The organism is Acinetobacter sp. UBA5984 (assembly GCF_002429925.1).
Lineage (GTDB): Bacteria > Pseudomonadota > Gammaproteobacteria > Pseudomonadales > Moraxellaceae > Acinetobacter > Acinetobacter variabilis.
The window spans coordinates 1-6,939 of the sequence record NZ_DJBE01000065.1 but is presented as its reverse complement, the minus strand read 5'-3'; the positions used below and the strand labels follow the sequence as shown (position 1 = coordinate 6,939).

The following is a 6,939-nucleotide window of genomic DNA, read 5'->3' as shown; positions in this document are numbered from 1 at the left end:
GCATACTTTTTGATACACCACCTAAAAATTTACTTTATCAGAAAATGCAGGCAAGAAAAAAGGAGCAATCTAAGTGCTCCTTTTTTCTTAGAGTTTAATTAAGCTGCATCATGGGCAGTAATTTTTTGCAAAATTTGTAATAACACATCGAATTCGCTTTGTAGCGGTGTGCTCTTACGAGTGACCAGCGCCAGAGTACGGCTTGGTGCAGCATTGATTGGATTGATGCGCAGATCCGGATTGGCTTTGATCATATTGGTATGCAGCGCAATTTCTGGCAACAGGGTGAAACCAAGATCAGCAGACACCATTTCAATTAACGTCGGTAATGAACTTGCTTTCAGGCGATGATCATTTTTACGCTCACCAATCGGGCAGGCACTCAATGCATGATCACGCAAGCAATGACCTTCTTCAAGCAGCATCAGGCGAGACAGGTCCAGATCTTCCAGAGATTTGGCTTGAGCCGCATTCTGGTCAGATTTGTGATGTACCAGATACAGATTCTCTTTGGCAATTTCAGCAACTTTCAAGCTACGGGTATCGAAAGGTAGAGCGAGCACCACCATATCCAGATTACCATGCTCCAGTTTCTCTACAATTTTCTCACTTTGAGCTTCATGTAGATGTAGCTGTATTTTCGGTAGCTGCTGATGCACTTCATCCAGGAATTGCGACAGGATGAAAGGGGCAATGGTTGGAATAACGCCAAGATGCAGATCACCGGTTAATGGTTCACTCATTTCACGACTTAAACGCATTAAGTCCTGAGCATCAGCCAGTAGAACACGGGCACGTGCAACCACTTGTTCACCAAGCGGCGTTAAACGTACATTCTGGCGATCGCGTTCAACAAGAACGCCACCGAGTAAACGCTCCAGCTCCATAATACCGCCAGACAAAGTTGACTGGGTAACAAATGAGCGGCGAGCAGCTTCTGTAAAATGCAGCGTCTCAGACAGTGTTACGAGGTATGACAGCTGTCTTAGGGATGGTAATGCAGCCATAGTGTCCTAATGTTTATGATTTAAAATGATCAGCAAATAATTCGCTAAGATATGGAATAAAATGCGGAGGGATATCATGCCCCATTCCATCAATTAATTCAAATTTAGCCCCTGAAATTGCTTTTGCAACAGCCTTACCATGACTAGGAGGCAGCAATCTGTCACGAGCACCATGAACCACCAGGGTCTCTTGTTGGATTTGCTTGTCCAGTTGCAGCAATGAACCCGTACATAATATTGCTAAAAACTGTTGAAGTACACCCGCTGGATGGTAACTTCGCTTATATAACTTACGGGCGGTTTGAATCGCTTCCAGATGATTCACATAACCCGGTGAGCCAATAATGTTAAACAGTTTCAAGCTATGATCAACAATGCCATCTTCATCTGTGGAAGCGGGTTTGTCAATTAAACTAAAGAGTTGCTTTGGAAAAGGCGGGGGTAACAGTGGTTGGTTATTACTGGTAAACAGTAAGCCCATTTTTTTAACTTTATCAGGATAACGTGCGGCCAGAATCTGGGCAATCATGCCACCCATAGAGGCACCGAGCACATAGACCTGACCCAGCCCCATTTTTTCAATCAGAAGATGTACATCATCTGCCATATCATACAGCGTATAAGGCGCGCCCTGATTGCCTAAACCCAGTACAAAACGGCTCATCATTTTTAAGGTGTTTAAGCGAGGCCCTTTATGGTGAATCTTGGAAGACAAACCAATATCCCGGTTGTCAAAACGCACCAGATGATAGCCCTGATCAATGAGGGATTTACAGAAGAAATCCGGCCAGTATAGCATCTGTGCCCCAAGTCCCATAATCAGCAGAATGGTCGGGTGTTCAGGATTTCCTCCGACTTCCACGTGCAATTCGATGCCATTGCCAAGATCGACCTTGGTTTCACGCATGAAAGCGGTATACGGAGAATGATTGAACTGCAGGGCACTGTGCATGATGTATTTCCTGATTAAAGGACATTTCGCTTAAAAAATGTCCTTTGTATTAAACATCTAAACTGTAGCTGGAATCAAGTCAGGAACCTGCTTGGTCAATGTCAGGCGTTGTTTGGCAGCAGTGGCACCGAGCAGGACAAAACCACGTAAAGTACCGCTGGCATCAAAGGCTTTGGCCAGCATACCGTCATCAAACTCTTCATTTTCCCAAGTTACTTCGACATCTACTGGAGCGGGAAGGACAGTCAATGGCGCAGCTGGGGTTTTGACCGCTACAGGCATCGCTGGATAGTGGACTGCTGTATGTTCACCATTCAATGTTTTAGACAGGGCACGGGCTTGCTGCATGATTGGCATCACGTATGGCAAAAGCATTCCATTTACTTCCGCACAGTCGCCTACTGCATAAATGTCCGGTTGATTGGTTTCTAGTTTTGTATTGGTCAGAATCCCGCGACTGGTATGGATATCGGCTTCTTTTGCCACAGAAATATTCGGTTGTAAGCCCACAGCAGATAGCACCACATCAGCCACTACCGACTGGCCATTGGCAAGTGTTACCAGATAATCACCATTTTCAACTTTAGAGACTTTTTCGACTGTTGTCCCTAGTACAAAATGAATGCCCGTCTCTTCAAGATTTTGCTGGAAAGCATCTGCGACATGAGCTGGTAATAAGCGACCTAAAGGCTGGGGTGCCAGATCAATCACGGTGACCTGATGATTAGTATGCTGCAAGTCATTGGCAAATTCACAACCGATCAAACCTGCGCCTAAAATCACCACGCGTTTATCTTCACGAGCTGCCAGATTATGACGGAAAGCTTTATAGTCAGTCAGGTTATTCACCATATGAATGTCATCACTAGCATCACCAGCAATGGCCAGGCGTACTGGATTGGCGCCCACAGCCAGCACCAGTTTAGAATAATCCTGTGTGCTTTCCTCACCATCTTTTTCTAAAGTGAGCTGATGCTGTTCAGGATGAATCGTTTTGACCCAGGTATTTTTTTCGATGCGCATTTTCAGCTGCGCTGACATTTTTTCTGCATCACCCAAAGGGATGTGTTCTGGCGCTTTGTTTCCTGCTAAAGCATTAGAAAGCGTAGGTTTTGCATAATTAGTCGCATCATCAGCACAAATCATGACAAGTTCATGGTCTGGGTTGAGTTTGCGAAACTCACGGGCAACAGCATAACCCGCCATGCCCGAACCAATGATGACGATAGGATGCATACGATTCTCCATGCTTTTTTAAATTAGTTTTTTTTAGGTATAAAGGACATAAAAAAGACCACTCAATATGGTCTTTAAAAGAACATGATTAGATTTCAATCATTTCAAAATCGACTTTAGAAACACCACAATCCGGACAAGTCCAGTCATCAGGAATATCTTCCCATTTGGTTCCAGGAACGATTCCGTCCTGAGGCCAACCTTCTGCCTCGTCATAAATCCATCCACAAACGATGCATTGATATTTTTTCATATAACTCTCCATAACTGACCAACTGTAGCTGTCAGCTTAAAATCCACAAATGGCAAGACCCTAAAGAATATGACTTTTAATAGTAAACATATTTGGCTAAATTTTTACGCAGTTCTATTCATAAAGTAAAGCGAATAAAAGTTTAATCAGTGAAATTAACAACATAAAGGGCAGTCCCTAGGTATTTCATTATTAGAAATATATTTAAGGTTAGGCAAAGAGTTGTATTTTTAGTTTTATAAAACCCTCTTCTGACTTAGATTCTAAGTTGTAGACCAAAGTCGGGCAGAAAAAATGATTAAAATCAGTTAAATTAGACTTGGTAAAGTTTTTATTAAATATTTTTTTAAAATAAATTTAGTTATGTAAATCAATTTCTTATTATTATTTTCTGCTTTATTATTGCACAGTCGTTGTTGTTACACATTGTTAATTTAGTTTAAAATTCACCTATTCCCTTCCTTGTTTAAAGATCTCCCATGAGCAATTTGTCTACTACTCTGTGGTCTCACATTCGTACTGTCCAGAATTTCCCAAAACCAGGCATTTGTTTCTTCGATTTGACTCCATTATTCATGAATAATCTGGGTCCATTAACTGATGCTTTGATTGCCAGCATTCCTGAAGAAAAGCTTGCAGAAGTAGACAGCTTTGTGGCAGTGGAAGCACGTGGTTTTGTGCTGGCAAGCCTGTTGGCGCAGCGTACTGGCAAAGGCTTATTACTGGTTCGTAAAGCAGGTAAATTGCCGCCTCCAGTGGTAGGTGTAGGTTATAGCCTTGAATATGGTCTGGACCGTCTGGAAATGTCTGCAGAAGTTCAGGGACAAAAAGTGATTATTGTGGATGATGTACTGGCAACTGGCGGTACATTGAAAGCAGTTCATGAATTGGCTGAAAAATGTCAGCATCAGGTTCTAGGTGCGAGTATCTTCCTTGATTTGCCAGATTTACACGGTGAATTAGGTTTGGACATTTGGTCAGTGCTTGATGATAAATCTCAGCCTGAAGCTGCAGTTGCTTAAGTCTGGATGATCAAAAAAGCCCCAACTATTGGGGCTTTTTTATTGCCGGATAAAATGATATTCAATTTCCTGAATCAGATCGTTAATCTGTTCGGGGTGTTCCAGACGATGATGTCCACCTTCAATGGCATGAATTTGCATATAGTCTTCAAGCTGTGCCTGTGCTGCACGCATATCCAGAATTTCATCACCTAATTCCAGATAGGCCATTTGGGGAATATCATGCTGCAAATCACTGTCACAAATCGCAGGATAATCATCGCGGAAATTCGGTTGCAAGCTAGGATTCGCGATCACACAAGGGATCTGATGAGCTTGTGACATTTTTAGCGCCCAATAACCGCCCAGACTGTGTCCGACCAGAATATCCGGTTTAATGGTTTCAACCATTTCATGATAGAAATCAGCTACCGACTGGTAGCTCAGATTGCGATAATCCACATCTATACAATATTTATGCATTGCATCAATTGCATGAAATTTCGTGGACTGTTTTGACGAATCCAAGCCATGAAAAAACAATATTTTAGACATATTTTTACTCATTTTTATCGGACATGGCAAAGTCGTGGTCAGGGTGTTAAAACACCACCTTCTAATATGGTCATTATTGTAAAACGTCTATTTCAAGGAAGCAGTTAGCTATTGGTCTAAACTGATACTGGATATAAAGGCATAATTTGTGCAGAAGGTTGGGATCTTGGACTTTCATCTAATAAAAGTTTGGCAATATTTTTTAAAAACCAATCATAAAATTCGAAACTGAAAATAATGCAAATCATTTGTTTTTAAAAATTTCATATATCCAGAAATTTTTCTCAAGAAAAGCCACGTGTGGGAAGTCTTTACGCTACGATTTGATGCAGATTTCTGCTATTCTATGCAACTTCTATTTTTTAACTAATCTTATCCGAGGCAGAGATGACGCAAAATAACGCTCAATCGACTTCTGAACAAATCATTTCCGAAAACGATTTAATTGCACAGCGTCATGCCAAGTTAAAGCAGATTCAAGACCACGCAAAAGAAACTGGTGTTAGCCCATGGCCAAACACATTTAAACGTGAACATTATGCGCAAGATTTACAAGACCAGTTTGCTGATAAATCTAAAGAACAAATTGAAGCTGGCGAACACATTCATGTAAAAGTAGCAGGTCGTGTGATGTTGAACCGCGGTTCATTCATCGTGATTCAGGATATGACCGGTCGTATTCAGCTTTATGTTCCACGTAAAGAGCTTGAGCCAGAAGTACTTGCAACGATCAAAGGCCTGGATCTAGGCGATATCATTGCAGTTGAAGGTTATATCGGTCGTTCTGGTAAAGGCGACCTGTATGTTCATATCGAGCATTTTGAATTACTGACTAAGTCATTACGTCCACTTCCAGACAAGTTCCACGGTTTAACTGATACTGAAGTGAAGTATCGTAAACGTTATCTTGATCTGATCGTGAATGAAGAAACCCGTAAAACTTTTGAAGTTCGTGCCAAAGTTGTTGCCGGTATTCGTAGCTTCCTGAATGACAAACGTTTTATGGAAGTTGAAACCCCGATGATGCACGTGATTCCAGGTGGGGCATCTGCGCGTCCATTTGAAACGCATCATAATGCGCTTGATATGCCATTGTTCTTGCGTATTGCACCTGAGCTTTATTTGAAACGTCTAGTAGTTGGTGGTTTTGAACGTGTGTTCGAAATTAACCGTAACTTCCGTAACGAAGGTGTTTCAACTCGTCATAACCCTGAATTCACCATGATTGAATTCTACCAGGCGTATGCAGATTACAAAGACCTGATGGAATTGACTGAGCAAATGCTGGAAAAATTGGCAATTGATATTCTGGGTACCACTGATGTGCCTTATGGCGATGAAGTCTTTAGCTTCAAAGGACCATTCAAAAAGATCTCAATGTTTGATGCCATTCTTGAGCACAATCCACAGTTCACTCCAGAAAATGTCAATGACCGTGAGTTCCTGGTGAAATTCATTCAGGAAGAACTGAAAGAACAGGTAAAACCAGGTTTTGGTCTGGGTAAACTGCAAACAATTGTGTTTGAAGAAACGGTAGAAACTCAACTACGTCAGCCTACATTCGTGACTGAATATCCAGCAGAAACTTCACCATTAGCACGCCGTAATGATCAAAACCCGCATATTACAGACCGTTTTGAATTCTTTATCGGTGGTCGTGAACTGGCAAATGGCTTCTCGGAATTAAATGACCCGATTGATCAGGCTGAACGCTTCCAGGCGCAGGTTGCTGAGAAAGATGCGGGTGATGATGAAGCAATGCACTATGATGCTGACTTCATTGAAGCCCTGGAATATGGTCTGCCTCCTACAGCAGGTGAAGGAATTGGTATTGACCGTCTGGTGATGATCTTTGCGAATGCTCCAAGTATCCGTGATGTAATCTTATTCCCGCATATGCGTCATAAACACTAATGTGTCTTGTCCTGAAATAGA

7 protein-coding genes are annotated in these 6,939 nt (G+C 41.9%); 2 read left to right on the top strand and 5 right to left on the bottom strand.

Translation table 11 applies throughout. The annotated features are described in order from the left end of the window. Window positions 1-98: 98 nt before the first annotated feature. The 4 genes from oxyR to rubA all read right to left on the bottom strand — a co-directional run bounded on the left by oxyR (window position 99) and on the right by rubA (window position 3,448). Window positions 99-1,007, bottom strand: a complete 909-nt coding sequence (gene oxyR / locus B3J29_RS10805; protein WP_005234587.1) for a LysR family transcriptional regulator OxyR — start codon at window positions 1,005-1,007, stop codon at window positions 99-101. Between the two features lie 13 nt (window positions 1,008-1,020). After that, the gene (gene estB, locus B3J29_RS10800) at window positions 1,021-1,959 is read right to left on the bottom strand and encodes an esterase EstB (RefSeq protein ID WP_034704187.1); all 939 of its coding nucleotides are present in this window, start codon (window positions 1,957-1,959) and stop codon (window positions 1,021-1,023) included. Between the two features lie 57 nt (window positions 1,960-2,016). Then, window positions 2,017-3,195, bottom strand: a complete 1,179-nt coding sequence (gene rubB / locus B3J29_RS10795) for a rubredoxin reductase RubB (RefSeq protein ID WP_286965442.1) — start codon at window positions 3,193-3,195, stop codon at window positions 2,017-2,019. A gap of 88 nt (window positions 3,196-3,283) precedes the next feature. Then, window positions 3,284-3,448 (bottom strand): rubredoxin RubA, encoded by a 165-nt coding sequence (gene rubA / locus B3J29_RS10790; RefSeq protein WP_004783011.1) that lies wholly within the window; start codon window positions 3,446-3,448, stop codon window positions 3,284-3,286. Between the two features lie 479 nt (window positions 3,449-3,927). On the opposite strand from rubA, the gene B3J29_RS10785 reads away from it, so the two are divergent. Continuing rightward, entirely contained in the window at window positions 3,928-4,470 is a 543-nt protein-coding gene (locus tag B3J29_RS10785) for an adenine phosphoribosyltransferase (protein ID WP_125279198.1), read from the top strand. 39 nt (window positions 4,471-4,509) lie between these two features. Here the strand turns inward: B3J29_RS10785 and B3J29_RS10780 are convergent, their stop codons facing one another. Further along, window positions 4,510-5,004, bottom strand: coding sequence for a YqiA/YcfP family alpha/beta fold hydrolase (locus tag B3J29_RS10780; RefSeq protein ID WP_286965437.1), 495 nt, complete (start codon window positions 5,002-5,004; stop codon window positions 4,510-4,512). Between the two features lie 387 nt (window positions 5,005-5,391). Between B3J29_RS10780 and lysS the strand changes: the two genes are divergently transcribed. After that, the gene (gene lysS, locus B3J29_RS10775) at window positions 5,392-6,918 is read left to right on the top strand and encodes a lysine--tRNA ligase (RefSeq protein ID WP_286965434.1); all 1,527 of its coding nucleotides are present in this window, start codon (window positions 5,392-5,394) and stop codon (window positions 6,916-6,918) included. Window positions 6,919-6,939 lie beyond the last annotated feature (21 nt).